Below are 24,377 nucleotides of genomic sequence, written 5' to 3'. Positions count from 1 at the left end.
CTCAGTAGGCCTCGAGCTCGCAGACGAAGATCAGCTCGCAGGCGCCGTCGCCGCTGTCCTCGCGGCTCAGCGAGCTGCGCCAGCGGTAGCCGTCGGCATGGCCAGCCTCGATCAGCCAGCCGCGCAGGCGCACGGTCTGGCCCTGGCGCACCCGCGACAGGGCCGCGGCCACGCGGGAGTCGGCCGGGATCATGTGCATGTTGGCGCTGGAACGGACGATCTCGTGCGCCGGGATGGGCGGGCCTTCCGCGCCCCAGCGGTAGCGGTACCAGCGGCCGGACTGGCTGATGTCGAGGCGGTCGTAGACCTGCGGGTCGGCCATGGCACCCCAGCCCAGGGCCAGGTCGGTGGGTGAAAGTGCGGCTTCGCGATCGAAGCGATAGTCTTCGCGCCCGAGCACGCGCGCCTCCAGGGCGAAGCCGGCCAGCGGCGCCAGGGTGAACTCGCCATGCCGGAAGGGGCCCACGCCGCCAGGCACGGAAGACTGGTGCGGTGGTCGGCCCAGCGCCACCGCCTCGCGAGGAACGGCCAGGCAGGCCCGCTCGGCGCCGGCGTCGGCGGCGACGGGCGTGGTCGGGCCGCGCGAGGCCGCCCAGAGCAGGGCGGCGACGGCGATGGCGAGGAAGAGCCAGATCCAGCGGGGCATGGCGGGAGCCTAGTCGGCCGGGCGGGCGTTTGTCAGCCGTGCCTCCCCCGACAGGCGGCGCACCGTCGCCGGGCCCGTCCGGTACTCAGTCGAAGTCGGCGATCAGGGCTTGCCGGATATCCTCGCCGGCCTCCGCATGCAGGCGGAGACGGTCGTCGTCGATGCCGAAGGCCAGGCCGTCGCCGTTGCGCAAGGCCGCGATCATCGCCCGCGTGAATTCGAACCGCAGGAAATGCACGGCGGCGGTCTTGTCCTGATCGCTGCGCGGCAGGTCTTCGTCGGCGATGGCGTACACAGGCGGGCTGTCCTGCACCCGGGCGTAGACCCGGTGTTCGATGCCGCCCAACCGGGCCAGCTCGCGCCGGCGAACGGCGATGTCCGGAAACTCGATCAGCATGGTGGCCTTCAGATTGTCGCCGTCCGGTATCAGGGGGTTGTAGGCGTCCAGTTCCTCCTGGATGGCGGCCGGCTCGAAGATGCGCTCGATGCGCAGCATCTCCTGCACCTGGTATTGGACGGTCAGCCTGTCCTCGAACAACAGGGTGACGTGTGCGCCCAGGTGCAGCCTGCGCTGCCTCTTGTGGGCCAGGACCCGGCTGCGGAACGCCGGGCGTCGCTCTGCATAGAGCTCGAGCGGGTACAGATCGCCGCGTTCGAGTCTCTTCATGGCCCGCTCTCCGCCATGTGGTCTTCCCCGATGCGGGCCGGCCTTGCCGGGAGCGAGGCCGGCCCCGGTTCAGGCCGCCATTTCCTGCAGCGCCTTCCGGAAGCGGTTGGCGTGCGAGCGTTCTGCCTTGGCCAGGGTTTCGAACCAGTCGGCGATTTCCTCGAAGCCCTCTTCCCGGGCAGTCTTGGCCATGCCCGGGTACATGTCGGTGTACTCGTGGGTCTCGCCAGCGATGGCCGACCTGAGGTTGCTGGCGGTGTCGCCGAAGGGCAGGCCGGTGGCCGGATCGCCGCAGCTCTCGAGGTATTCGAGGTGGCCGTGGGCGTGCCCGGTCTCGCCCTCGGCGGTGGAGCGGAACACCGCGGCGATGTCGCCGTGGCCCTCGACGTCGGCTTTCTGGGCGAAATAGAGGTAGCGGCGGTTGGCCTGCGCCTCGCTGTTGAAGGCGCGCTTCAGGTTTTCCTCGGTCCTGGAGCCTTTCAGGTTCATGCGGCTAGCCTCGTTGGCCTCGGCCGGAGCATAGCCCGGAGAGGCGGGGCGCGGCGCACCGGCGTTCGGGGCGGTCGAGCTCCGCGCTTCCTCGCCCCGTCGGCCCGATAGCTTGCGGCTATTACAGAGGACCCTTGGCGGGCGGGCTCAGGCCCCCGTATTGCCGGCTGCTTCCGGCTGGTATTGGATGGACTCGACCCGCAGCTTCAGCACGCGGCCGTTCGGGCCCGGCCAGTCGATCCCCTGGCCCACCGACAGGCCGAGCAGAGCGCTGCCGACCGGCGCCAGCACCGACACCTTGCCGGTCGCGGCATCGGCGTCGCGCGGGAACACCAGGGTGATGGCATGTCGCTCTCCGGTGGACTCGTCCACGCAGGTGACCTGCGAATTCATCGTCACCACGTCGGCCGGCATCTCTTCCGGCGGTAGTACCGTGGCGCGGTTGAGCTCACCGGTCAGCGCCTGCGCTGCCGGGTGCCGGCGCAGCTCGGGGGATTCCAGCAACTGCTCCAGGCGAGCGAGGTCGCGGCTGGAAACGGTGATCTGGGGCAACTCGGCCATGTCCGGCTCCTCGAAAAGCATACGGGCGGCCCGCCAAGCGCGCCGCCCGAGATGTCATCGGTAAGTCGGCGATACCTTAAGCCCGCCGGCGGGGCGCTTCAAGCCTTGCCGCGCCGGCCGGCGTGCGTCTGGGCGGGTGGCGTCTGCAGCAGCTCCTCGGGCAGCTCGCGCAGCAAGGCAGCCAAGGTACGCAGGAAGTTGCCCATGGCCGAACTCCTGCGCCACACCAGCGCCAGCTTGCGCGACGGCGCCGGACTGCGGAACGGCAGCAGGCGAATGTTTTCCGAGGCCGGCACCGGCGGTTTCACCGCCAGCATCGGCAGCAGGGTCACGCCAACGCCGGCTGCAACCATCTGCCGCAGCGTTTCCAGGCTGGTGGCGCGGAAACCCTCCTTCTCGCCGGCACCGGCCAGGCTGCAGACTTCGAGGGCCTGGTCGCGCAGGCAGTGGCCTTCCTCCAGCAGCAGCAAATGCTGCCTGCCCAGGTCGTCCATGCGCAGGCTGCGATGTGCGGCCAGCGGGTGGCCATCGGGAACGGCCAGCATGAACGGCTCCTCGAACAGGAACTCCGTTTCCAGCCAGTCCTCGTGCAGGGGCAGGGCGAGGATGCCCGCATCCAGCCTGCCCTCGCGCAGCATGTGCAGGATGGTCTCGGTCTTCTCCTCGACCAGCAGCAACTCCAGGCGCGGAAAGCGGGCCCGGATTCGCGGCACCACGTGCGGCAGCAGGTAGGGGCCGAGTGTCGGGAAGATGCCCAGGCGGATCGAGCCGGCCTCCGGATCCGAGGCGCGGCGGGCGGTTTCGCGCATCTGTTCGACCTCGGCCAGCACGCGTCGGGCACGGGTGGCGATGTCCTCGCCGGCCCGGGTCAGCATCACGTGCCTGGGCGCCCGCTCTACCAAGGCCACGCCCAGTTCGTCCTCGAGTTTCTTGATCTGCGTGGACAGGGTGGGCTGGCTGACATGGCAGGCCTCGGCCGCGCGGCCGAAGTGCCGCAGTTCGGCCAGGGCCACCAGGTAGCGCAGGTCGCGGAGGTTCATGGCGCCGGGATACTCCATCGTCGGGGACTATGCAATCGGCCTGAGCTGGCGATCGGCCGTGGTCAATGATAGATAAAGACTATCGCATTGATATATCCAATCTAGTTTACAGATCGATAGCTGGAGCCTACCATTGCGCCTGTCTTCAATTCACCCCTCCCATACCAAGGAGTTTTCGCGATGTCGCTGATCAATACCGAAATCAAGCCGTTCAAGGTCCAGGCCTTCCACAACGGCAAGTTCATCGAGGTCACCGACCAGAGCCTGAAGGGCAAGTGGTCGGTGCTGGTGTTCATGCCGGCCGCCTTCACCTTCAACTGCCCGACCGAGGTCGAGGATGCCGCCGAGAACTACAGCGAGTTCCAGGCCGCCGGCGCCGAGATCTACATCGTCACCACCGACACCCACTTCGCCCACAAGGTCTGGCACGAGACCTCGCCAGCCGTGGGCAAGGCCAGGTTCCCACTGGTCGGCGACCCGACCCATCAGCTGACCCGCGCCTTCGGCGTGCACATCGAGGAGGAGGGCCTGGCCCTGCGCGGCACCTTCATCGTCGACCCGAAGGGCGTGATCAAGACCATGGAAGTCCACGACAACGCCATTGCCCGCGACATGAGCGAGACCCTGCGCAAGCTGAAAGCTGCCCAGTTCGTCGCCGCCAATCCCAACCAGGTCTGCCCGGCCAAGTGGAAGGAGGGCGCCAAGACCATCGCCCCCTCGCTGGAGCTGGTCGGCAAGATCTGATCGTCGCCGGAAGCACCGGTCCCGGGCTCGCCCGGGGCCGGTCCCGTTCGGCCGAAATCCCCGGCAGGCTTGCGCGCGCCGCCCGGCGCGCCCTGGCGGCGCGCGCAAGCTTTCCCTTCCCTGGAGTACCCCATGCTGGACGACAAGCTGAAGACGCAGCTCGCCGCCTACCTGCAGCACCTGCGCGTACCGGTAGAGCTAAACGCCGCGCTGGACGACAGCGAGGCCTCGCGCGAGCTCAGGGAGCTTCTGCAGGACATCGCCGCGCTCTCGGACAAGGTCAGCGTCGGCAGCGCCGACGACCCGCGCCGGCCCTCCTTCGAAATCCGTCGCGCCGGCACCGACATCGCCGTCCGTTTCGCCGGCCTGCCCATGGGCCACGAGTTCAGCTCGCTGGTGCTGGCCTTGCTGCACGTCGGCGGCCACCCGCCGCGCGAGGATGAGGAGGTGCTGGAACAGGCCCGGGCGCTGCAGGGCGAGTACCGCTTTGAAACCTTCTTCTCACTGTCTTGCCAGAACTGCCCGGAGGTGGTGCAGGCGCTGAACCTGCTGTCGGTGCTCAATCCCGGCGTCAGCCACGTCGCCATCGACGGCGCCCTGTTCCAGGACGAGGTCGAGGCCCGCGGGGTGATGGCGGTGCCGGCGGTGTTCCTGAACGGGCAGCCCTTCGCCAACGGCCGCATGAGTCTGGCCGAGATCCTGGCGAAGCTGGACACCGGCGCCGCCGAACGCGCTGCCGCCCGTCTGGCCGGCAAGGCGCCTTACGACGTGCTGGTGGTCGGCGGCGGCCCGGCTGGCGCCTCGGCGGCGATCTATGCCGCCCGCAAGGGCATTCGCACCGGCCTGGTGGCCGAGCGCTTCGGCGGCCAGGTGCTGGACACCCTGGGCATCGAGAACTTCATCTCGGTCTCGCACACCGAGGGCCCGAAGCTGGTGGCCCAGCTCGAACAGCACGTGCGCGACTACGAGGTGGACATCATGCCGCTGCAGCGCGCCGCCGGGCTGGTACCGGCCGGCAGGGACGGTCTGGTGGAGGTGAAGCTGGAAAGCGGCGTCTCGCTCAAGGCGCGCAGCGTGGTGCTGGCCACCGGTGCCCGCTGGCGCCAGCTGGGCGTGCCCGGCGAGGCCGAGTACCGCAACAGGGGCGTGGCCTACTGCCCGCATTGCGACGGCCCGCTGTTCAAGGGCAAGCGGGTGGCGGTGATCGGCGGCGGAAACTCTGGCGTCGAGGCGGCCATCGACCTGGCCGGTATCGTCGGCCACGTCACCCTTATCGAGTTCGACGGCAAGCTGCGTGCCGACGAGGTCCTGCAGCGCAAGCTGCGCAGCCTGGGCAACGTGGACGTCCGGGTGAACGGCCAGACCACCGGGATCCTGGGCGACGGCAACCGGGTCACCGGCCTGCGCCTGCGCGATCGCGTCGGCGGCGGCGAGCAGGAGCTGGCCCTGGACGGCGTGTTCGTGCAGATCGGCCTGCTGCCCAATACCGACTGGCTCAAGGGCAGCCTGGCGCTGAGCCCGCGCGGCGAGATCGTCATAGACGAGCGCGGCCAGACCTCGTTGCCGGGCGTGTTCGCGGCCGGCGACTGCACCACGGTGCCTTACAAACAGATCGTGATTTCGATGGGCGCCGGCGCCACCGCCGCCCTGGCCGCCTTCGACCATCTGATCCGCGCCGAGGCCCCGGCCGGCGTGGCCGAGGCCGCCTGAGCCGGCCGTCGGCCGGCTCGGGCGTATGATGTCGGGCGCCAGGAGGAGCCCGACATGTCAGCCCCGACCCCTGCCAGCAACGAGGGCGATCTGGAACGCCTGTTTGCCGCCATCCCCGAGCGCAACACCAGCGACTGCCTGCTGCGGACCATGCAGCAGCACCACGTGCAGTTGTCGGTCATGGCCGACACCAAGGCCAACATCATCATCACCATCTCTTCGATCGTGCTGACCCTGGCCCTGGGCCGGCTCGGTGATCCGCTGCTGCGGCACGCCTCGCTGACCCTGGCCGGCTTCACCCTGCTGGCGCTGCTGCTGGCCGTGCTGGCGGTGCTGCCCAAGTACCGGCCGCTGCGCCTGCGCGAGGGCCAGCCGTTCCCGCCGCAGTTCAACCTGCTGTTCTTCGGCCACTTCGCCGAGCTGCCGCGCGAGCGCTTCCTGACCGAGATCGCCGGCGCGCTGAAGTCGGACGGCTCCGTCTACGAGACCATGGCCCGCGATACCTACGCCCTGGGCTATTACCTGGCCCACCACAAGTATCGTTACCTGCGCCTGTCCTACCTGTTCTTCCTCGGCGGCTTCCTCCTGGCCTGCGCCGTGCAGGTCTGGCGGCTGGTGGCCGGCTGATGGCGACGGTCGCCGACCTGATCCGCGAGGGCGCCGCGCGCCTGCCCGGGCAGGAGGCGCGCCTGGAGGCGGAACTGCTGCTGGCGCATGCGCTGGAGAAGCCGCGCAGCTGGTTCTACGCCCATGCCGGCGACGTGATGGGACCGCGCGAGATCGAGGCCTACCAGCGCCTGCTGCGCCGGCGCGCCGACGGCGAGCCGGTGGCGCAGATCACCGGCCGGCGCGGCTTCTGGTCGCTGGACCTGGTGGTCACGCCCGACGTGCTGATTCCGCGACCGGAGACCGAGCTGCTGGTCGAGCTGGCCCTGGAGCGGCTGGAGCGCACGCGTCCGGCCACGGTGCTGGACCTGGGTACCGGCACCGGTGCGATCGCCCTGGCGATCGCGGCGGAACGACCGCTGGCCGACGTCAGCGCGGTGGAGGCCAGCGCCGCGGCGCTGGCGGTGGCCAGGGAGAACGCCGAGGAGGCGGGCCTGCCATTGCGCCTGCTGCGCGGCGACTGGTTCGAACCGGTGGCCGGCGAGCGCTTCGACCTGGTGGTCAGCAACCCGCCCTACATCGCCGAGGACGACCCGCATCTGCAGCAGGGTGACCTGCGTTTCGAACCGCGTTCGGCCCTGGCCTCGGGCAAGGACGGGCTGGACGCCATCCGCGCCATCGTGGCGGCGGCGCCGCAGCACCTGAAGCCGGGCGGCTGGCTGCTGCTCGAGCACGGCCACGACCAGGGCGCCGCCGTGCGCGGCCTGCTGCTGGCCGCCGGCTTCGTCCGGGTTGGTACCGAGCGCGACCTGGAGCAGCGCGAACGGGTCGGCTTCGGCCGCTGGCCCGGCTGAGCCCGGTTCCTCACTCCGCCAGCCTCAGCTCCACCCGCCGGTTGAGCGCGCGACCGGCTTCGCTGGAGTTGTCGGCCACCGGTCGCGACTCGCCGTGGCCCTCGGCGGCCAGACGGCCGGGGTCGACGCCGTGGCCGGCCAGCCAGCCCACCACCGCTTCCGCGCGGCGTTCGCTGAGCGCCTGGTTGTAGTCGTCGCCGCCCTCGCTGTCGGTGTGGCCGGCGATCACCAGGCGCAGGGCCGGATCGTCCCGGAGCAGGCCCAGCACCTGTTGCAGCGTGGTTTCCGATTCCGGCCTGAGTGTGGCCCGGGCGGTGTCGAAGTAGATGCCGTACAGGTCTACCTTGCGCTCGCGCTGCAGCCGCGCGGCCAGGGCCACGCTGTCGTCGGCGCGCGGCCTGAGCGCAAGCCGCAGTTCCAGGCTGCCGCCGCCCTCGAGGTCGGAGGCGTCCTCGTCGCCCTCGTAGCCGGGTTTGCCGGCGCTGGTCACCACCAGGCCGGCCGGCACGTCCTCGAGCAGGAAGCGGCCGTCCTCGCCGGTCACCGCCTGGCGGACGTTGGCGGCCGATACCAGCACGCCGGCCAAGGGCTTGCCGGTGCCGTCCTCGACGGCGATGCCGCGCACCGTGCCGGTGTACCGGAATCCCCTGGGATTGATCAGCAGTCTGGCGAAATCGAAGGCGAAACCGTCGCCGGCATCGGTATGCGGGTCGTCCACGTCCACTGCCAGGCGGCCGTCGGCGATCAGGTGGTGAAACTCCGGCAGCAACTGGATGGTCAGCAGCTTGCCGATCGGCCCGGTCTGGTCCAGGGCATTGAGCGTGGCGGCGATGTCGCCGGCCTCGCGCCCGTCCAGCAGCACGCGATAGCGGCTGCCCATGCGCTCGCTCTGAAAGTCGTCCACGAACAGCTGCAGCACCACCGTGCGCACCTCGATGCCGGCCGGATCGAACTCCAGCAGCAGCGGCCGTGGCCGGTTGTCGGGCCGGCGTGTGCGTTGGGTATAGCCGTCGCGGCGGCCGCCGCCTTTGCCGGTGTGGCCGCTGACCACCATGATCCGGTCGGTGCCGTCGGGATCGTCGGCCTCGGGCAGGAAGGGATAGCGGTGTACCGGCGTGGATTCGCCGCTGAAGGGGTCGAAGCCCTCGGGCCAGCCGAAGCCCAGATTGTCGATGTCGCCCAGTTGAACCAGCAGATCGGCTTCCTCGCCGCCGCGTTCGCTGCGGCGGGTCTGGCGCCAGGCCTCGGGTATCTCCCGCTCGGTTTTCGCCGCCCGGCGCTCCGACTCGGCGCGCAAGCCGGCCTCGCCGAGGGCGTGTTGGGCCGCCTTGACCCGTTCCAAGGCGGCGGCACGTCGTTCCGGGTCGCTGCCCGCCTCGGCCAGAGCCTGCATGGCTGCCATCAGTTCGTTGATGCGGGCCTGCTGCTCGGCCATTGCGGCGGACGCGGGCTCGGCCGCCGCCTGTTCCGCCCGCCACGCCTGATCTTCAGGGCGCGTCAGCAGGCGTGCGGCCGGGTCGTCGCCGGTACCGTCGCGGTCGCCGGCGCGTTCGTCGCTGCCGGCAGCATCATCGGACGGGCTCACTGCCGACGGCGCCGGCGGCGGCGGAGCCGCGGTCGCGCCATTGGCCGCCACCGGCGGGTCCGCCGGTGTCTCCGTGCCGCAGGCGCTCAGGCACAGGCCCAGGCAAAGCAGGGCAAGGACGGCGATCGCGCGCATGGGCATCCGCTCCCCCGGAAACCGGCCGCCAATGTAGCAGAGGCCGGGCGGGCGGCTCAGGCGTTGGCGGCGGCGCGCTCCAGGCCTGGCCAGCGGGCCAGCACCGCCCGGCGGATGCCGTCGGCGTCCACGCCCGCCTCGGCCAGCAGCTGGTCGCGACTGGCGTGCTCCTGCCAGGCGTCGGGCAGGCCCAGGTGCAGGACCGGCACCGACAGGCCCTCGGCGGCCAGCAGTTCGGCCACGCCGCTGCCGGCGCCGCCGGCCACGACGTTGTCTTCGACGGTGACCAGGCCTTCATGGCTGCGGGCCAGATCCAGCACCAGCTCGCGATCGAGCGGCTTGACGAAACGCATGTTCGCCACCGTGAGACCGAGCTCGCGGCCGACCTGTTCGGCCGCCGCCACGGGGGCGCCGAAGGCCAGCAGGGCGATCCGGCCGCCACGCCGGCGCAGCTGCGCCTTGCCGATCGGCAGGGTGTCCAGTCCCGGTTGCACGGCGACGCCGGGGCCGGTGCCGCGCGGGTAACGCACCGCGGCCGGGCCAGGGTGGCGGAAACCGGTGCTGAGCAGCTTCCGGCACTCATCCTCGTCGGCCGGCGCCATCACCACCATGTCCGGCACGCAGCGCAGATAGCTGAGGTCGAAGCTGCCGGCATGGGTGGCACCGTCGGGCCCGACCACGCCGCCGCGGTCGATCGCGAACAGCACGTCCAGCTGCTGCAGGGCGACGTCGTGGATCAGCTGGTCGTAGCCGCGCTGCAGGAAGGTGGAATAGATGGCCACCACCGGTTTCATGCCCTCGCAGGCCATGCCCGCGGCCAGGGTGACGGCGTGCTGTTCGGCGATGGCGACGTCGAAGTAGCGGTCCGGGTATTCCCGGCTGAAGCGCACCAGGCCCGAACCCTCGCGCATGGCCGGGGTGATGCCGAGCAGGCGTTCGTCGGTAGCCGCCATGTCGCAAAGCCAGTCGCCGAACACCTGCGTGTAGGTCGGCCTGGCCGGGCCGGCCTTCTTGACCACGCCGACGTTCGGATCGAAAGGCCCGACCGCGTGATATTCGATCTGGTCGCCTTCGGCCAGGTCGTAGCCCTTGCCTTTGGTCGTGATCACGTGCAGAAGCTGCGGGCCCTTCAGGCCCTTGAGCGTCTTCAGCGTGGACACCAGCGCGGGCAGGTCGTGGCCGTCGATCGGGCCGGTGTAATGAAAGCCCATTTCCTCGAACAGGGTGGAGGGCACGAACATGCCCTTCCAGTGCTCTTCCCAGCGGCGCATGAAGCGGGCGGCCGGCCGGTTCTTGTCGCCCAGCAGCTTCTTGCCGCCCTCGCGCAAGGCGTTGAGCGTGCGGCTGCCGGACAGGCGGCCGAGCATCTTGGTCAGGCCGCCGACGTTCTCGGAGATGGACATCCGGTTGTCGTTGAGGATGACCAGCAGGTCGGGCTCCGGTTCCATGCCGCCGGCGTGGTTCAGGGCCTCGTAGGCCATGCCCGCCGTCATGGCGCCGTCGCCGATCACCGCCACCACCCGGCGCGGGTCGCCCTTGCGCTGGTTGGCGATGGCCATGCCCAGGGCAGCCGAGATCGAGGTCGAGCTGTGGCCGACGCCGAAGCTGTCGTATTCGCTCTCGTCGCGCTTGGGGAAGGGGGCGATGCCGCCCTTCTGCTTGACGGTGTGGATGCGGTCGCGGCGGCCGGTCAGGATCTTGTGCGGATAGCACTGGTGGCCGACGTCCCATACCAGGCGGTCGGTCGGGGTGTCGTAGAGGTAATGCAGGGCGACCGTCAGCTCGATCACGCCAAGGCCGGCGCCGAAATGACCGCCGGACTGGCTGACCTGCTCGATCAGGTAGGCGCGCAGCTCCTCGGCGACCGCCGGCAGTTCCGCTTCGGGAAACTGGCGCAGGTCGGCAGGAACGGCGACGCGGGACAGGCGCGGATAGCGCTGGGGATCCATCGGTGAGGCTGCGTGGGGAGTGCCGGAATTGTCCGGTACCCTGCCGCTCGGGGCAAGGAAACCCGGCCCGGCGTTCAGGCCGGGCCGGGCTTCGGGGTCAGCGGCGGAAGCGCGCCAGCAGGCCGCCCGCCTTGGCCGGTTCGCTCTCGTTGCCGGCTGCCGATTCCGGGGTGGCTACGCCGGCCACCAGACTGGCGTTCACGAAGTCGATGACCTCGGCCAGGCTGGCGCCGCTCTGCCCGGCGATATCGGTCAGCAGGGCCGGGCCCTTCATCATCACGGTGGCGATGCGGAAATGCTTGGGGAACTCGCGTTCGGTCTGCGGCCACTTCAGCAGCTTGTAGCGGTCGTTGGGGCTGAAGCCAGGCATCAGGGCGCCGTTGCCGCTGGCCAGGGCGCATAGCCAGATCAGCCGGGACAGCGGCTGGGCGCCGCCCGCCTGCGCTTCCAGGCCGGGCAACTCGGCCGGAGACACCGGCGCCAGCGACTCGGGCGGGAGCACCGCGGTGCAGTAGGGCAGCAGGGGCTTGAGGGCGGTGCCGCCGAAATAGACCTGGCGGCCGGGATCGATCACCAGGTCGGGTGCCCCCGCCAGGCGCAGGCGGACCGGCCCGGACAGGGCGCCGGGGCGCAGGTGGTCGAAAAGCCGGGGTTCGGGCGCAGGCTCCGGAGCGGCCGCGGGCGCCGGGCCGGGGGCGGGTGCCGCCGTCTGCACCGGGGGCGGGGCGGGCGGTTCCGCCGGGGCAGGGTCGTCGGAGGCGGCGCGGGCAGGCGCCTGCGCGGCCGCGGGTGCCGCGGCCATCGTGCCGGCCAGCTCCGACAGCATCCTTTCGATACCCTCGGCACTGACCGGGCGCTGCAGCAGGTGATCGGCGTCGGCGCGGTTGCCTGCGGTCAGGGCCACGACCCGCTTGCCGGACCCGATGGCCTTCATCAGGCTCATCTGGCCATACATCGAGTCCATGTCTATGACCACGACCTCGGCCTCGGCCTCCGGGGCCAGCACCCAGGCATTGCCCAGGCGACCATTGGCCTGCTTGAACTGCGAAACGACTTGGGCCTCCTCCTCGCGGGACAGGCCGGCAAAACAGATGCTCTGTGTACTCATTCCCTGGATTCCCCCGGTCACGCCGGTCGGGCCAGCGTGAAGGCCGGCAGTGTCGGGGACCGGCGCGCCGGCGTCAAATGCCCTCAGCTGGGCCGGGCGGTCCGCCGTGGCAGGTGACTTTTCAGGAAGGCCATCTGGTCGGCCAGGATGTGCCGGTTCGAGAGGATCAGGTGCTCGACCCAGCTGGGCCGGTAGGGCACCGCCAGCAAGGGCATGCCGGCCTGCTGCGGGGTGCGGCCGCCCTTGCGGGAATTGCAGTGGAAACAGGCCGAGACCACGTTCTCCCAGACATCGCGGCCGCCGCGCGAAAGCGGCACCACGTGATCGCGGGTCAGCGCATGCCGGCTGAACTCGTTGCCGCAGTACAGGCACAGGTTGGCGTCACGGGCGAACAGGGCGCTGTTGGTGAGGGCCGGGGACGGATCCAGCGCTTGCGGCCTGGCGTGTCCGCGGGCGGCGACGATCGGATGCAGTTCGATCACGCTCTGCCGGCCGCTGGCCCGGTTGATGCCGCCGCGTACGGTCAGACAGGGCTCGCCCAGGGTCCAGGCGACCGCGCCGCGCACGTACAGGCAGACCGCGTCCTGCCAATGCATCCAGTCCAGGATGCGGCCGTGCGCGTCCAGCGACAGCACGCGCGGCAGGGTCCGATCACGGGAGGAAGAAGCGCCCGCCGGGGGGGCATGGCCCCCGGTGCCCACGAGACTCAGGTGAGCGGGCGGTGTTCCCATCGGCGTCGAGCATACGCCTTGCGCATGACAGTTCAAGCGGATTCGAGCCCGGGGCCGCGGCCGCGCGCAAGGGCTAGAATCCCCGTCGGACCCTTTCCGCGAGGCGACCGATGCGAGGCCTGTACCCGGAGATCGAACCCTACGACAGCGGTTTCCTGGCGGTGGACGAGCGCCACCGGCTGTACTACGAGCAATGCGGCAACCCCGCCGGCAAGCCGGTGGTGGTGCTGCACGGCGGTCCCGGCGCCGGTTGCGGGCCGCGCATGCGCCGCTTCCACGATCCCGCCCGCTACCGGATCGTGCTGTTCGACCAGCGCGGCAGCGGCCGCTCCACTCCACATGCCGACCTGGTGGACAACACCACGTGGGACCTGGTGGCGGACATCGAGAAGCTGCGCCGGCACCTGGGCATCGAACGCTGGCAGGTGTTCGGCGGCAGTTGGGGCTCGACCCTGGCCCTGGCCTATGCCGAGGCGCATCCGAACGCCGTCACCGAACTGGTGCTGCGAGGCATCTTCATGCTGCGGCGGTGGGAGCTGGAATGGTTCTACCAGCAGGGCGCCTCGCGCCTGTTCCCGGATGCCTGGGAACGTTATCTGGAGCCGATCCCGCCGGTCGAGCGGCACGATCTGATGAGCGCCTACCACCGGCGGCTGACCTCGCCGGACGAGTCCGTGCGGCTGGCGGCGGCGCGGTCGTGGTCGGTTTGGGAGGCCGCCACCAGCTTCCTGCGCCAGGACGAGGCCTACGTGCAGAGCCATGAGGATCCTGCCTTCGCCCTGGCCTTTGCCCGGATCGAGTGCCACTACTTCGTGCACGGCGGTTTTTTCGACGTGGACGACCAGCTGCTGCGCGACGCCCACCGGCTCAAGGGCATTCCCGGCGTGATCGCGCACGGCCGCTACGACGTGGTCTGCCCGCTGCAGAATGCCTGGGACCTGCACCGGGCCTGGCCGGACGGGCGCCTGGAGATTGGCCCGACCTCGGGCCACTCGGCCTTCGAGCCGGAACTCACCGACATTCTGGTGCGCGCCACCGACGGCTACGCCGGCCGCTGAGCCGGCGCTGCCGCGTCGGCGCTCAGGCCGGGCTTCCGTCGGGCTCCCGGTCGAGCAGCCACAGCCCCGCCCACAGCTTCGGGTCCATGGCATAGCCTTCGGCCATCTTCGCCGCCAGCCAGCGCGGCGCCTGGTCCACCGGCACTTCGTGCACGACGATGTCCTCGCTTTCGTCGCCGCCACCGGCGTGCACCCGGGTCAGGCCGCGGGCGCGGGCGAAGGCGACCTGCTCGCTGGTCAGGCCGGAGCTGGTCGGGCCTATCATCAGCACCTTCACCTCCGACGCCAGCCAGCCGGTCTCCTCCAGCAGCTCGCGGCGGGCAGCGTCCTCGATGGTGTCCTGGGCGTCGAGGTCGCCGACCAGGCCGGCCGGCATCTCGATGGTGTTGGCGCCCAGGGGGATGCGGTACTGCTCGACGAACAGCAGTTTCCGTTCCGGCGTCACCGCGATCACGATCACCGCGCTGCCGGCATTGGTGCGCTCGGCGTATTCCCAGTGTCCGCGCCTGACCAGGCGCAGGTACTTGCCTTCGCACATCGTCTCGGGGGTGTCGTTCATGCCGGCCATCCTAGCCGGCCGCTCCGCCCTCTTGCATCCCGGCCGCGGTAGCGGCCCGGCCGTAGCGGCCCGGGAATCAGACCGACTGCAGGCGCCGCCGGCTCATCGGCCCGAAGCGCAGCTGCTCGCACAGCTGCTCGAGGGCCTCGCGGTCGGGCGGCCGTCGCTCCGCCTCGCCGAAGTCCTCGGGCAGCGGTGCGTCCAGGACGATCGTGGCCAGTTGGCGCGAAAGCAGGGCGATCTCGCGGTGGTCGCGCAGGGCCTGGGCGTGCCGGCCGGCGCCGCGCAGGCGCAGGAAGGGCAACTCGTCCAGGCGTTCGAGCAGGGCGTCCAGGCTGCCGAAATGCTCCAGCAGCGCCGCCGCGGTCTTGGCGCCGATGCCGGGCACGCCGGGGATGTTGTCGATGGCGTCGCCGGTCAGGCCCAGGTAGTCCGCCACCTGGTGCGCATGCACGCCGTAGCGGGCCTTGACGCCGTCGGCGCCCCAGCGCTCGCCGCGGGCGAAATCCCATTGCTGGTCGCCTTCCCGCAGCAACTGCGAGAGATCCTTGTCGGCCGAGACGATCACGCCGCGATGACCGGCACGACGGACCCGCGCCAGGGCCGAACCGATCAGATCGTCGGCCTCGTAGCGGTCGTCGGCCAGGACCGGCAGGCCCAGCGCACGGCAGAGCCGCCGGCAGTGGTCGAACTGGCGCCTGAGTTCTTCCGGCGCCGGCTCGCGGTTGGCCTTGTAGGCCGGGTAGAGCCGGTTGCGGAAGCAGCTGTCCAGGGCCTCGTCGAAGGCGATCGCGATGTGGCCGGGTTTCTGCCGTTCCAGCAGGTCGAGCAGGAAGCGGGCGAAGCCGTGCACGGCGTTCACCGGCCAGCCCTCGCGGTCCTGGAACTCGTCGGGCATGGAATGCCAGGCCCGGAACACGTACAGGCTGGCGTCCACCAGGTGGACGGCGCTCATGGCGTCCAGTCCGCCAGCCGCTGCATCGGGTCCGGACGCGGCCGTTCCGGCGCTTCGGCCTGGGGTGTGCCGATGTGGATGAAACCGAGGATCCGTTCGTTGCTGGCCAGGCCCAGCCGGGCCGTGATCGCCGGATCGTAGGCGGCCCAGCCGGTCAGCCACTGGGCCCCGAAGCCCAGGGCCTGGGCGGCCTGCAGCAGGGCGAAGCAGAGCGCGCCGCCGCTGAGCAATTGCTCCTGCTCCGGCACCTTGTGCCCAGGCACCAGGCAGGCGACCACCGCCAGCACTAGCGGCGCGTGGACGAAGCGCTGGCGCTCCTTGTCCAGCTGCGCGGGGGCGGCGGCCGGCTCGCGTTCCAGCAGGCGTGTCGCCAGCAGTTCGCCCAGAGCCTGCCTGGCGTCCCCCCGGATGCAAAGGAAACGCCACGGCGCCAGCTTGCCGTGATCCGGTACGCGCACGGCGGCGGCGAGCATGGCCTGCACCTGTTCTTGGGTCGGGCCGGGTTCGCCCAGCAGACGCGCCGGCACGGAGCGGCGCCGGCTCAGGAAATCGAGGCAGTCCATGGCCGCGAGCTTACCATTCGGCCGCTGGCCGCCCCCGCCCCTCGGGAAATGCGAAACCGTTCACGGAATGCCGTGGCAAGATGGCCCAGACTTCCGGCACAGGCGCGTGAACCCCCCGGACGTGCGAAGACGATGAGCGATACCTCCTTCCCCCAGGGCACCTCCTTCCCGGCCGCCGGCCGGCGTGAGGTGGTGGCCGCTTTGCGGCTGCGCAGCACCGACCATCTTCAGGCGGTGCTGGCGCGCGTGTTCGCGCGGGCCGACGACTGGCTGTTCGACCTGGCCAAGAAGGACGCCACTGCGACGGCCTCGCCCTACCTGCATGCGATGCGTGCCCTGCGCAGCTCGCGGGCGCCGATCGAGCGCGGCTTTCGCGAACACCTGGACAAGGGTTTCGATCGTTTCGAGCGCCGGGCCAGTCCGGACCCGATTCGCGATGCCGCTGCCGAACCCGCCGAACTGAGCCTGCTGGAGGAAAGCGAGCTCGAGCAGCAACTGGCCACCAACCTCACCGCCGAGGCGATCACCCGGGCCCACGGGGCCCAGCTCGAGGAACTGACCGGCCGCCTGGCGGCCATGCTGGGCGTGGCGGAGCTGGCCCCGGAGCTGCATCCGCTGAGCGCGCATCAGCTGGCCGGGGCGCTGGGCGAGGCGCATCGCGGCGTCGAGATGCCGCCGGACGTGCGCATGGTGCTGTTCAAGTATTACGAGCGCGAGCTGGTGCACGACCTGGGTCTGCTGCTGGCCGACCTCAACAAGCGCCTGGCGGCCGCGGGCTTCCATCCCCGCACTGCCGCCAAGCCTGCGCCCAGGCCGCAGCCGCGACCGGAGGCGCCGGTTGCCGAGGCCTGGGACCGGGCCGGCCAGGCTGCCCAGGATTGGGCGGGTCCGGCCGGCGCTCCGTCGCCGGCCTATGCTCCCACTGCCGAGGACCGGGCGATGTTCGACGCCCTGGTGGCGGCGCTGCGGGCCTGGCGGCCGGCACACCAGGAAGCCGCCGGCGGTCGGCAGACCGGCCGCGGCGGCCAGCGGCCCATGGTGGCCCAGGAAATGCTGTCCGTGCTGTCGCTGATGCAGAGCACGGTTCCGGAGGCTGTCACCGAGGCGCTGGAACGGCCCGAGGCCTCCCTGGCCATCCTGCTGAAGAACGAGCTGCTGCGCGGCGCCAGCCGGATCGGCCTGCCGCCCGAGCAAGTCAGCATCAGCCAGGACGACGAGGACGCCGTGGACCTGGTCGGCATGCTCTTCGACGTGATGTTCGAGGAGCGCGACTTCGAGCAGGCGGCGCGTGCGCTGATCGCCCGCCTGGTGGTTCCCTTCGTCAAGGCGGCGGTGATGGACAGGCGCCTGTTCCTGTTCAAGACCCATCCGGCCCGGCGCCTGCTCAACTCGCTGGCCGAGGCCGTGGAGGGCAACCGCGGCGAAGGTCCGCAGGAGCGCGAGCTGCTGCAGAAGGCCGAAGCCACCGTGGACCGGCTGGTGGCCGAGTTCAACGAAGACCTGGCCATCTTCGAGACGCTCGAGCAGGAGCTGCGCCAGTTCCTCGAGCAGCACCGGCGCCGGGTCGAGCTGGCCGAACGCCGGGCCGCCGAGGCCCAGCGCGGCCAGGAGCGGCTGGAGCAGGCGCGCGAACTGGCCGCCGCCGAACTGGAAAGGCGCACCGCCGGCCTGACGCCGACGCCGGCGATGCAGGATTTCCTGGCCCGGGCCTGGACGCACCATCTGTCCATGATCGCCCTGCGCGAGGGTCCGGACAGCGGCTCGTGGAAGACCGCCCTGGACGTGGCCGACCGCCTGCTGGCCCTGTTGCCGCGCGAAGGCCGGCCGCCGGCCGAGGTGGCCGGCGCCATGAAGGCCCTGCGCGAACCCCTGGAGAACGTGCTGGCCAGCTCCGGCGTGATCGGCGAGGCGGCCCAGGACGTCATCCGCGCCATCGCCGAAAGCGTGGAACATCCGGAGCGCGAGGTACCGGTGCCGGCGACCCCGGCCGCCGAGGACAAGGTCGTGCCCATGCCGGAGCGTCGCAGTCCCGCCGCGGCGGCGGCGGCGGCCCTGGCCGATCTCAAGCCGCGTCTGGAAGTGGTCGGCGGCAAGGCCGGCCTGAAGATCAACGACGCCGACGTCGAACAGATGCGCCAGCTCAAGGTCGGCACCTGGATCCACATCGCCGGCGAGGACGGCAGGCACCATCCGGTGAAGCTGTCCTGGATCAGCCCGATCTCCTCGCGCCTGATGTTCGTCAACCGGCGCGGCGTGCGCGTGCTGGTGGCCTCGGTCGAGGAGCTGGCGGCGATGAAGCAGGAAGGCAACCTGCTGGTCCGCGAGCAGGAAGGGGTGTTCGACCAGGTATTGCACCGGGTGATGGGCAAGCTGCGAGACGGCGCCGACGCGGCCGGCTGAGCCCCTGTCGCCTTCCCGACCCTTCCGGTAGCATGCCCCGGACCATTCTCCGGGAGTGTGCGGCATGGCGGTGACCATCGTTTGCGTGCGCGAGACCGCGCCCGGCGAGCGCCGGGTGGCCTTGACGCCCGAGATCGCGAAGAAGTTGTCGGCGCTGGGCGCGCAGGTACTGCTGGAGCGCGGCGCCGGCGAATCCGCGTATTTTCCCGATGCCGCCTATGCCGGCGCCGGCGCCGTTTTCGCCGACGCCCCCGAGATCGCCGTCGCCCGCGCCGACGTGTTGTGCTGCGTGCAGGCGCCGGCCAACGACCGCATCGCGAGGATGAAACGAGGGGCGCTGCTGCTGGGCTTGCTGGCCCCGCATGCCGACCCGGCCCGCGTGCAGACGCTGCTGGACGCGGGCGTCACGGCGTTTGCGCTGGAACGGCTGCCGCGCACCACCCGCGCCCAGGCCATGGACGTGCTGTCCTCGCAGGCCGGCATGGCCGGTTACAAGGCCGTGCTGCTGGCGGCCCAGCTGGCACCGCGTTACTTCCCCATGCTGACCACGGCCGCCGGCACCATCCGGCCGTCGAAGGTGCTGGTGATCGGGGCCGGCGTGGCCGGCCTGCAAGCCATCGCCACCGCGCGCCGACTGGGTGCGCAGGTCGAGGGTTTCGACGTGCGGCCGGAAACCCGCGAGCAGATCGAGTCCCTGGGCGGCCGCTTCCTGGACCTGGGTGTCAGCGCCGCCGGCGAGGGCGGTTACGCCCGCGAACTGACCGCGCAAGAGCGGGCCGAGCAGCAGCGTCGCCTGGGCGAACACCTCAAGTCGGTGGACGTGGTGGTGACCACGGCGGCCGTGCCGGGCCGGCCGGCTCCGAAGATCGTCAGCGCGGCAATGGTGGCCGGCATGAAGCCCGGCAGCGTGCTGGTGGACCTGGCGGCCGAAACCGGCGGCAACTGCGAGCTGACCCGGCCGGGCGAAACCTTCGAACAGGCCGGCGTGGTCATCGCCGGCCCGCTCGACCTGGCCAGTCAGGGCGCGCTGCATGCCAGCGAAATGTATGCGCGCAACGTCTTCAACTTCCTGGCGCTATCCCTCAAGGACGGCGCCCTGGCGCTGGACTGGGACGACGAACTGGTGGCGCGCACCTGCCTGGCGCACGAGGGCCGGCGCCGGGAGTGAGGACGCCGGTGGGGCCGGTGCCGGACGGTGTCGCGTCGTCAGCCGCTGCCGTCCGGGCCGCCGGTACGGTCGGTATCGGCGGGCGCGTCCGGCGCGGGCGCGATGGCGGGCCCTCCCGCCTCCAGCCAGGCCCGGCGCTGTTCCGGGCTGAGGCTGCGCCAGCGCTGCAGCAGGTCGCGGCGCTGTTCCGGCGGTAGCGCGCGCAGGGCCTGGAAGCTGGCGCGGGCCTTTTCCTGCAGTTCCGGCGGCATGTCGAGGAAATGACGTACGCCGGCGCGGATGCGTTCGCGCTCCTCGGGGCTCATCGCTTCCCAGCGCTGGTGTCGTTCCAGCCGTTCCAGCAGGTGCACGCGGGCCGAGGCCGGCATCTGGTCCCAGCGCTGCTCGAACCTGGCCAGGCGCGCCTGCCGGTCCGGGTCCAGCTCCGTCCAGCGCGGCACGACCACGCCCCCGGGTACCGGCACCGGGCCCATGCGCATGAGCCGGGCCAGCCAGCGGTCGCGATGGGGAGGGCGGTGCTCCGGAGCAAGGCGTGGGCCAGGGTCAGCGGCCGTCTCCTGCCGCGCCGGCGGCGGCGCCGGCTCCTCCGGCGGGCGAGCGAGCACCGGCATAGCCGGCAACAGGAACGAGGCCAGGATCAGGGCCGGCAGGGCGTACGTCTTCGCGCTGGCGAGGCTCATCGCCGTTCCCCGCCGTTCGTGGCCACCGGCGCTTCGGCGAGCCAGGCGTAGAAGTCGGCATCCTCTTCCACCAGCAGCGCCTCCAGCTCCGCCTGGCTGGGTGCCGCCGGATCGAAGGCGGCCGGCGGACCGGCATCGCGGCCCGGCCACCACCAGGCCAGGCCCAGGGCAAGCACGGTCGTGGCGAAGGCCGCCGCCGGCAGGCCCAGGGCGGACCTCCGGGGGCGGCCGATGCCGGCGAGGGCAGCGCGGCGCGCTTCGCGCAATCGCGCCGCGGTCGCGGGGTCGAGCCGGGCACTGGCCCGTTCGAACAGCGCGCGGGCATCCGGCGGGTTCGGGTCTCGACGGTTCATCGCCAGTCCTCCAGGTGCGATCGCAGGGCGGCCATCGCCCGCGACAGGTGGGTCTTCACCGAGCCTTCCGAGCAGCCCATGGCGGCCGCCGTGTCGGCCACGTCCAGGCCCTGCAGTTCACGCAGCAGCCAGGCCTCGCGCTGCCGTCGCGGCAAGCGTCGCACGGCCCGGCCCAGCGCCTGCCAGGCCCGCTGCCGGTCCAGGTGCGCGGCCGGATCCTCACCAGGGTCCGGAAGCAGCGCCAGCGGGTCCTCGCGCTGCTCCGCCGCCTTGCCCAGCACCGCCATCACCCGTTGGCGCACGGCGTTGCGGCGGTGCCGGTCGGTGATCTGCCGGCGCAGGATGCTCCAGAACAGCGGCGGCCATTCCTCCGGCGGCCGCTCCCGGTAGCCGACGAAGCGGATCATGGCTTCCTGCACCGCGTCCAGGGCGTCCTCGCGATGGCCGAGCGCCAGCTCGGCCAGGCGAAAACCGCGGCGTTCCACCGATGCCAGGAACTGGTCCAGGCTGGCGACCGTAAGGGCGGGCGCGGCGTCGAAGGGCATCACGGGGCAGCAGTCAGGCCATCGCTACCGGTGTATAACGCATCCGGGGCCGGCACCGTTGACCTGCTTTCAATGGCGCCGGTCATAGCGACTGCCGCGCCGGTCGAGCCTGCGGTCGACATGCTCGCCGCGGCGGTCGAGCCGGTGGTCGATCCGGTCGCCGCGCAGGTCCAGGCGCTCGGCGCGAACCGGGTGGCCGTTGGCTTCGGCCAGGTCGGCCCGGCGGTCCAGCCTGCGGTCGATGCGGTCGCCGCGGCGGTCAAGCCGCTCCTCGATCCGGTCGCCGCGCCGGTCCAGTCCTTGCTCCACGCGGTCGCCGTCGGGATGGGCCAGCGCCGGGCCGGCAGCCAGGAGCAGGGAGAGTGCGGACAGGGGCAGCAGGGTTTTGCCGGTCATCTTCTTCATCGCCAGTTCCTCCTTGGTCGGGTGGCAGCGAGGGGAACGCCCCCCGGAGCCGGTTGTTGACCCGACGCTGGTTGCCGTTTAGCCAGCGGTTATGATGGGCGCGTCGCGCGCCCGCGCGGGAGGAGAGACATGGACGGCTTCGTCGCGCTCTACATCTTCGTGCTGGCCGCCTTCACCGGTTACGAAATCATCGGCCGCGTCCCGGTGATCCTGCACACGCCGCTGATGTCCGGCTCCAACTTCGTGCACGGCATCGTCCTGGTCGGCGCCATGGTGGTGTTGGGTCACGCGGATACGACACTGGAGAAGGCGGTCGGCTTCCTGGCCGTCCTGATGGGTGCCGGCAATGCCGCCGGCGGCTACGTCGTCACCGAACGCATGCTCGAGATGTTCAAGCGCAGCCGGAAGGAGGGCGGCGCATGAGCTGGCTGCCGGTGGTGGTCAAGGCCAGCTACTTCCTGGCGGCCCTGCTGTTCATCCTCGGCATCAAGCGCATGGCCTCGCCGCTCACCGCGCGCAGCGGCATCCGCTGGGCCGGCCTCGGCATGGTGCTGGCCACCGCCGCCACCTTCGCCACGCCGGGACTGCACAACCTCGGGCTAATCGCCCTGGCCCTGGCCATCGGCACCGTGCTGGCCTGGGTGTCGGGCAAGCGCGTGGCCATGACCGACATGCCGCAGATGGTGGCCCTGTACAACGGCCTGGGCGGCGGCTCGGCGGCGGCGATCGGTGCGGTCGAGCTGCTGCGCTTCTCCGATGCCGGCGCCGCGCCCTCGCAGACCACCCTGGTGCTGGCGGCGGTGGGCGCGCTGATCGGTTCGGTGTCGCTGACCGGCTCGGTCATCGCCTGGGCCAAGCTGGACGGCCGCATGGACCGGCGCTTCACCTTTCCCGGCCAGCAGGTTTTCAACGGCCTGGTCTTCCTGCTGGCCCTGGGTCTGGGCGCGGCCAGCGTGTGGTGCCTGCAGCAGCCGCTGATCATCGGTTTCTTCCTGGCCGCCCTGGCGCTTGGCGTGCTGATGACCTTGCCGATCGGCGGCGCCGACATGCCGGTGGTGATCTCGCTGTACAACGCCCTGACCGGGCTGGCGGTGTCGTTCGAGGGCTACGTGCTGCAGAACGAGGCCCTGATCATCGCCGGCATGGTGGTCGGCGCCGCCGGCACCATGCTGACCCAGCTGATGGCCCGGGCCATGAACCGGCCGCTGGCGAACGTGCTGTTCGGCAGCTTTGGCGCCGCCGGCGGCGGCCAGGCCATCAGCGGCGCGCAGAAGCCGATCGAGGCCGAGGACGCGGCGGCGATGATGGCCTATGCCGAGCGGGTGGTGATCGTGCCCGGCTACGGCATGGCCGTGGCCCAGGCCCAGCACAAGGTCTGGGAACTGACCCAGCTGCTGCTCAGGCGCGGCGTGAAGGTGAAATTCGCCATCCACCCGGTAGCGGGGCGCATGCCCGGGCACATGAACGTGCTGCTGGCCGAGGCCGGCGTGCCCTACGACCTGATCGCCGACATGGACGACATCAACCCCGAGTTCCCGGCCACCGACGTTTCCCTGGTGATCGGCGCCAACGACGTGGTCAATCCGGTGGCCAGGACCGACCCGTCCTCGCCGATCTACGGCATGCCGATCCTGGACGTGGCGGCGTCGAAGAACACCATCGTCATCAAGCGCGGCAAGGGCACCGGTTTTGCCGGCATCGAGAACGCACTCTTCTACGCCGACAACACCCGCATGCTCTACGGCGACGGCGCCGAGGCGGTGGCCAGGCTGGTGGCGGGCATCAAGGCGCTGGACGGCGGGCACTGAGGCGGCAGGCCGCCGCCGCTCAGCGGCCCAGGCGCCAGGCCAGAGGCAGGGCGAGCAGGACGAAGGTCCAGTCCCAGGGACCGCTGCCGTATCGCAGCAGCTCCCAGACCAGGCTGGGCCCGATCCGCGAGGCCGACTCCCAGGGCGCCAGGCCCAGCAGCACACCGAACTGGGCCGCTGCCAGCAGCCAGGTGGAGACCAGGATGGCGAGCGCCGTGCCGGCCAGGCTGAGCCAGGCCCTGGCCCGGCCGGGGGCCATGGCCGCCAGGCGCAGCATCAAGGCCATGTCCAGCGCGGCGACTGGCGCCATCCAGCCGCACATGGCCGCCAGGCCCAGGCCGGCGGCCACCCACAGCGCGGCCACGCCCAGCACCCCGGCGGCCAGGGCGAAGGCCGGCAGGATCCAGCCGTGCAGGCTGACGGTGCGTTGGGTGGGCAAACGGTCGGTTCCGGTCATGGGGCGGGCTAAAATAGCCCCGATTCCCGCCAGGCGATACCCGTGAGCTATTCCCGCACCAGCGAGCCCGTCAAGTTCGAGCGCGATTGCGCCGCCGTGCTGGTGCCCCAGGGCGAGCAGGTCACGCTGCCGGCGGGCAGTACCGGCTACGTCACCCAGGCCCTGGGCGGCTCCTTCACGGTGTTCGTCGACGGCAACCTGTTCCGCATCGCCGGCCGGGACGCCGACGCCATCGGCAAGGAGCCGCCGGCGCCGCTGCGATTGCCCGAAGGTGCCGGCGACGAGGAAGTGGAGCGGCTGGTCTGGCAGCAACTTCGCACCTGCTTCGATCCGGAGATCCCGGTCAACATCGTGGATCTTGGCCTGGTCTACGACTGCGTGCTCGGCCGTAACGCCGAGGGCGAACGCACGGTCAGTATCCGTATGACGCTGACCGCGCCGGGCTGCGGCATGGGCGAGATCCTGGTGGATGACGTGCGGGCCAAGGTGGAGGCGGTGCCGACCATCGCCGAGGCCGATGTGGAGCTGGTGTTCGACCCGCCCTGGAACCAGTCCATGATGTCCGATGAGGCACGGCTGGAAACCGGCCTGTTCTGAGGGC

General features: G+C 71.0%; 27 protein-coding genes. 10 read left to right on the top strand and 17 right to left on the bottom strand.

Annotation, left to right across the window (positions count from 1 at the left end; genetic code table 11):
- Position 1: 1 nt before the first annotated feature.
- From F0415_RS10640 to oxyR, 5 genes are all read right to left on the bottom strand, one after another.
- Positions 2-646: a hypothetical protein gene (locus F0415_RS10640; RefSeq protein WP_149861201.1), complete on the bottom strand. Its 645-nt coding sequence runs from the start codon at positions 644-646 to the stop codon at positions 2-4.
- An 85-nt stretch (positions 647-731) separates the two neighbouring features.
- Positions 732-1,313, bottom strand: coding sequence for a DUF3501 family protein (locus F0415_RS10635; protein ID WP_149861200.1), 582 nt, complete (start codon positions 1,311-1,313; stop codon positions 732-734).
- 69 nt (positions 1,314-1,382) lie between these two features.
- Positions 1,383-1,802 carry a rubrerythrin family protein gene (locus F0415_RS10630; protein ID WP_149861199.1) on the bottom strand — a complete coding sequence of 140 codons (420 nt, stop codon included), beginning with the start codon at positions 1,800-1,802 and terminating at the stop codon, positions 1,383-1,385.
- A gap of 147 nt (positions 1,803-1,949) precedes the next feature.
- Positions 1,950-2,363, bottom strand: a complete 414-nt coding sequence (gene rnk / locus F0415_RS10625; RefSeq protein ID WP_246149942.1) for a nucleoside diphosphate kinase regulator — start codon at positions 2,361-2,363, stop codon at positions 1,950-1,952.
- A 98-nt stretch (positions 2,364-2,461) separates the two neighbouring features.
- Positions 2,462-3,403 carry a DNA-binding transcriptional regulator OxyR gene (oxyR, locus tag F0415_RS10620; RefSeq protein WP_149861197.1) on the bottom strand — a complete coding sequence of 314 codons (942 nt, stop codon included), beginning with the start codon at positions 3,401-3,403 and terminating at the stop codon, positions 2,462-2,464.
- 180 nt (positions 3,404-3,583) lie between these two features.
- Between oxyR and ahpC the strand changes: the two genes are divergently transcribed.
- The 4 genes from ahpC to prmC all read left to right on the top strand — a co-directional run bounded on the left by ahpC (position 3,584) and on the right by prmC (position 7,317).
- Positions 3,584-4,147 (top strand): alkyl hydroperoxide reductase subunit C, encoded by a 564-nt coding sequence (gene ahpC / locus F0415_RS10615; protein WP_149861196.1) that lies wholly within the window; start codon positions 3,584-3,586, stop codon positions 4,145-4,147.
- 132 nt (positions 4,148-4,279) lie between these two features.
- Positions 4,280-5,857 (top strand): alkyl hydroperoxide reductase subunit F, encoded by a 1,578-nt coding sequence (gene ahpF, locus F0415_RS10610; RefSeq protein ID WP_149861195.1) that lies wholly within the window; start codon positions 4,280-4,282, stop codon positions 5,855-5,857.
- A gap of 54 nt (positions 5,858-5,911) precedes the next feature.
- Positions 5,912-6,484 carry a Pycsar system effector family protein gene (locus F0415_RS10605; RefSeq protein ID WP_149861194.1) on the top strand — a complete coding sequence of 191 codons (573 nt, stop codon included), beginning with the start codon at positions 5,912-5,914 and terminating at the stop codon, positions 6,482-6,484.
- Entirely contained in the window at positions 6,484-7,317 is an 834-nt protein-coding gene (gene prmC / locus F0415_RS10600) for a peptide chain release factor N(5)-glutamine methyltransferase (protein WP_149861193.1), read from the top strand. Before F0415_RS10605 ends, prmC begins: the two co-directional genes overlap by 1 nt.
- A 10-nt stretch (positions 7,318-7,327) precedes the next feature.
- Here the strand turns inward: prmC and F0415_RS12790 are convergent, their stop codons facing one another.
- The 4 genes from F0415_RS12790 to F0415_RS10580 all read right to left on the bottom strand — a co-directional run bounded on the left by F0415_RS12790 (position 7,328) and on the right by F0415_RS10580 (position 12,825).
- Positions 7,328-9,037 carry an OmpA family protein gene (locus tag F0415_RS12790; RefSeq protein WP_188310367.1) on the bottom strand — a complete coding sequence of 570 codons (1,710 nt, stop codon included), beginning with the start codon at positions 9,035-9,037 and terminating at the stop codon, positions 7,328-7,330.
- Between the two features lie 56 nt (positions 9,038-9,093).
- Entirely contained in the window at positions 9,094-10,986 is a 1,893-nt protein-coding gene (gene dxs, locus F0415_RS10590; RefSeq protein ID WP_149861191.1) for a 1-deoxy-D-xylulose-5-phosphate synthase, read from the bottom strand.
- Between the two features lie 97 nt (positions 10,987-11,083).
- Complete coding sequence (locus F0415_RS10585; protein WP_149861190.1) at positions 11,084-12,094, bottom strand: hypothetical protein; 1,011 nt, start codon at positions 12,092-12,094, stop codon at positions 11,084-11,086.
- A gap of 83 nt (positions 12,095-12,177) precedes the next feature.
- A complete protein-coding gene (locus tag F0415_RS10580) occupies positions 12,178-12,825 on the bottom strand; it encodes an HNH endonuclease (RefSeq protein ID WP_149861189.1) in 648 nt (215 codons plus the stop codon).
- Between the two features lie 110 nt (positions 12,826-12,935).
- Between F0415_RS10580 and pip the strand changes: the two genes are divergently transcribed.
- Entirely contained in the window at positions 12,936-13,883 is a 948-nt protein-coding gene (gene pip / locus F0415_RS10575; protein WP_149861188.1) for a prolyl aminopeptidase, read from the top strand.
- A gap of 22 nt (positions 13,884-13,905) precedes the next feature.
- On the opposite strand, the gene F0415_RS10570 is transcribed toward pip, so the two are convergent.
- From F0415_RS10570 to F0415_RS10560, 3 genes are all read right to left on the bottom strand, one after another.
- Positions 13,906-14,451 (bottom strand): NUDIX hydrolase, encoded by a 546-nt coding sequence (locus F0415_RS10570; RefSeq protein WP_149861187.1) that lies wholly within the window; start codon positions 14,449-14,451, stop codon positions 13,906-13,908.
- Positions 14,452-14,518: 67 nt separating this feature from the next.
- Positions 14,519-15,397 carry a 5'-3' exonuclease gene (locus tag F0415_RS10565; protein ID WP_149861186.1) on the bottom strand — a complete coding sequence of 293 codons (879 nt, stop codon included), beginning with the start codon at positions 15,395-15,397 and terminating at the stop codon, positions 14,519-14,521.
- Positions 15,394-15,960: a nitroreductase family protein gene (locus F0415_RS10560; protein ID WP_149861185.1), complete on the bottom strand. Its 567-nt coding sequence runs from the start codon at positions 15,958-15,960 to the stop codon at positions 15,394-15,396. Before F0415_RS10560 ends, F0415_RS10565 begins: the two co-directional genes overlap by 4 nt.
- 132 nt (positions 15,961-16,092) lie before the next feature.
- Here F0415_RS10560 and F0415_RS10555 point away from each other — a divergent pair, with 132 nt between their 5' ends.
- Together F0415_RS10555 and F0415_RS10550 are read left to right on the top strand one after the other, a co-directional pair.
- On the top strand, positions 16,093-18,360 hold the full coding sequence (locus F0415_RS10555; RefSeq protein WP_188310366.1) for a DUF1631 family protein: 2,268 nt from the start codon (positions 16,093-16,095) through the stop codon (positions 18,358-18,360).
- A 64-nt stretch (positions 18,361-18,424) separates the two neighbouring features.
- Positions 18,425-19,528, top strand: a complete 1,104-nt coding sequence (locus F0415_RS10550) for an NAD(P) transhydrogenase subunit alpha (protein ID WP_149861183.1) — start codon at positions 18,425-18,427, stop codon at positions 19,526-19,528.
- Positions 19,529-19,566: 38 nt separating this feature from the next.
- Here the strand turns inward: F0415_RS10550 and F0415_RS10545 are convergent, their stop codons facing one another.
- The 4 genes from F0415_RS10545 to F0415_RS10530 form a co-directional block, all read right to left on the bottom strand.
- A complete protein-coding gene (locus F0415_RS10545; RefSeq protein WP_149861182.1) occupies positions 19,567-20,208 on the bottom strand; it encodes a DUF3106 domain-containing protein in 642 nt (213 codons plus the stop codon).
- A complete protein-coding gene (locus tag F0415_RS10540; protein WP_149861181.1) occupies positions 20,205-20,561 on the bottom strand; it encodes a hypothetical protein in 357 nt (118 codons plus the stop codon). The genes F0415_RS10545 and F0415_RS10540 overlap by 4 nt, the downstream gene beginning before the upstream one ends.
- Positions 20,558-21,106, bottom strand: coding sequence for an RNA polymerase sigma factor (locus F0415_RS10535; RefSeq protein ID WP_149861180.1), 549 nt, complete (start codon positions 21,104-21,106; stop codon positions 20,558-20,560). Before F0415_RS10535 ends, F0415_RS10540 begins: the two co-directional genes overlap by 4 nt.
- A gap of 69 nt (positions 21,107-21,175) precedes the next feature.
- Complete coding sequence (locus F0415_RS10530; RefSeq protein ID WP_149861179.1) at positions 21,176-21,511, bottom strand: hypothetical protein; 336 nt, start codon at positions 21,509-21,511, stop codon at positions 21,176-21,178.
- 129 nt (positions 21,512-21,640) lie between these two features.
- On the opposite strand from F0415_RS10530, the gene F0415_RS10525 reads away from it, so the two are divergent.
- Positions 21,641-21,934, top strand: a complete 294-nt coding sequence (locus F0415_RS10525; protein WP_149861178.1) for an NAD(P) transhydrogenase subunit alpha part 2 — start codon at positions 21,641-21,643, stop codon at positions 21,932-21,934.
- Positions 21,931-23,319, top strand: a complete 1,389-nt coding sequence (locus F0415_RS10520) for an NAD(P)(+) transhydrogenase (Re/Si-specific) subunit beta (protein ID WP_149861177.1) — start codon at positions 21,931-21,933, stop codon at positions 23,317-23,319. The genes F0415_RS10525 and F0415_RS10520 overlap by 4 nt, the downstream gene beginning before the upstream one ends.
- 19 nt (positions 23,320-23,338) lie before the next feature.
- Here F0415_RS10520 and F0415_RS10515 read toward each other — a convergent pair whose 3' ends face one another.
- Positions 23,339-23,776: a hypothetical protein gene (locus F0415_RS10515; RefSeq protein WP_149861176.1), complete on the bottom strand. Its 438-nt coding sequence runs from the start codon at positions 23,774-23,776 to the stop codon at positions 23,339-23,341.
- Between the two features lie 42 nt (positions 23,777-23,818).
- On the opposite strand from F0415_RS10515, the gene sufT reads away from it, so the two are divergent.
- Entirely contained in the window at positions 23,819-24,373 is a 555-nt protein-coding gene (gene sufT, locus F0415_RS10510; protein ID WP_149861175.1) for a putative Fe-S cluster assembly protein SufT, read from the top strand.
- Positions 24,374-24,377 lie beyond the last annotated feature (4 nt).

The sequence above is a fragment of the Arenimonas fontis genome (assembly GCF_008386465.1).
Classification (GTDB): Bacteria; Pseudomonadota; Gammaproteobacteria; order Xanthomonadales; family Xanthomonadaceae; genus Arenimonas; species Arenimonas fontis.
The sequence above is the reverse complement of the archived record's forward strand: the minus strand, read 5'-3'. Positions and strand labels throughout refer to the sequence as shown.